The sequence below is a fragment of the Paraburkholderia humisilvae genome, from assembly GCF_902859855.1.
In the GTDB taxonomy this organism is placed as follows: Bacteria; Pseudomonadota; Gammaproteobacteria; order Burkholderiales; family Burkholderiaceae; genus Paraburkholderia; species Paraburkholderia humisilvae.
Map to the genome: position 1 here is coordinate 1 of NZ_CADIKH010000327.1, position 1455 is coordinate 1455.

The following is a 1455-nucleotide window of genomic DNA, read 5'->3' on the forward strand; positions in this document are numbered from 1 at the left end:
CGTCGCTCGCAACAAGCTCAAAAGCGCTCAGCACCGACCTTCGATCATCGCCGCGTGCTGGATTCAGGCAACCTTGTGGTGACGTCATGATTTATGGAAAGGTCAATAGGCAAGGGAACTCACTACTCTGTTCTGCGGGCACCGGTCTGGCACGACGAGTTTATGAACCGGCTCGATCGTTGCGCGTTCCTCGACTTCGCCATCATCTGGGATGAGGATCATGACGATCGCGTGATCGACGCGATTATGGTGCTCTACATCAGTGGCCTGCTCGCGCCGGTACGGTATATCGGCGAGCGGAAAGGCACGCTCTCGGTGCTCCTGGCCCCCGATGTTGTGCGCAATTGGGCTCCCGAAACCCTGACGCAGTATAGCGACGACATCAACGACATCTGCCAGTGCCTGGAAGACCCATGGTTAGCGAAAGTCGACAGCGCTGACGGCCATGATCATTCGATCATCCACAGTTCGGCCGAGAACGTTGCCACGTATCTCAGGAACATCGACATGCTGTGGGAATTGGGTGTGAAGTCAAAGATGTACTCGGCGCCGGCAGGAGCGCAACACTGAGGCTGGCAATATCCTGTTGCCGGGATCTATTCCGTTGCGCCTTCAGCGAAGTATCGACGCAACAAATGCCCGTGCTACCGTCACGCAACAGGAAACGCCTGAAAATGTGGATATCCTGTGGATAAGTCGGCCGCCTTACCCGTAGAAATATAACAAAATCTGAAAAACCAAACCAACGCAACACCACGCCATAGATGCCAAGATTCACCGGAAAATTCGGATTGAAAGTTATATGAAAAATACGAACTCGCTACATATCCTGCATCCAGAAAGCCGCTCATCTGAGCGGCTTTTTTTGTCTTCATGCAGACTGCACACCCTCAACGAGATTCGTATGACCAAACGGAAACCAAAGATTCTGACGCGCAACAACGCCGCGTCACGCAACGAGTTCCTGTACTACGCCCGGAGCCTCCCGATGCGCCATCTGTGTCGCACGCTCCAGCGCCATGAACGCACGGTCAAGGACTGGATGAAAGGCCACGCCGTCATCCCGTCGCCCGTCCTGCGCCTGCAAGCACTCGAATTCGAACTGATGCGCGACCAGATGGGCTATACGGCGATCGAGCGCGAACAACGACAGGCCCGACGCCAGGAGACGGGTATCCGGCCGCAACCGGCCGCAACCGGCCGCGAACGACGCCCAATACGTGATGCAGTTCCGGCTCGACATTGCCTGACTGTGACCGCTACGCCCGCAATTCGCGCGTGTGCCAGACACGAGTCACCAAGACTTCGCCGGAATCCAGCACGGTGTAGCGGATGACGTATGCAGAGCTAACGTCAAGAGTGGTGTACGAATAATTTGATGGCGGTCGATTTCAAGCGGCGAGTTTCTGCTGAACCGGTCGATCGTCTTGCACCGGTTCGCCGTCCTTGAAGGCA

At 55.9% G+C, this 1455-nt stretch carries 2 protein-coding genes; both read left to right on the plus strand.

Annotated features, from left to right (window positions below):
- Positions 1–162 precede the first annotated feature (162 nt).
- Positions 163–570 carry a hypothetical protein gene (locus tag HV796_RS42285; RefSeq protein WP_246356404.1) on the plus strand — a complete coding sequence of 136 codons (408 nt, stop codon included), beginning with the start codon at positions 163–165 and terminating at the stop codon, positions 568–570.
- 232 nt (positions 571–802) lie between these two features.
- Complete coding sequence (locus HV796_RS42290; RefSeq protein ID WP_175233551.1) at positions 803–1336, plus strand: hypothetical protein; 534 nt, start codon at positions 803–805, stop codon at positions 1334–1336.
- Positions 1337–1455: the final 119 nt, after the last annotated feature.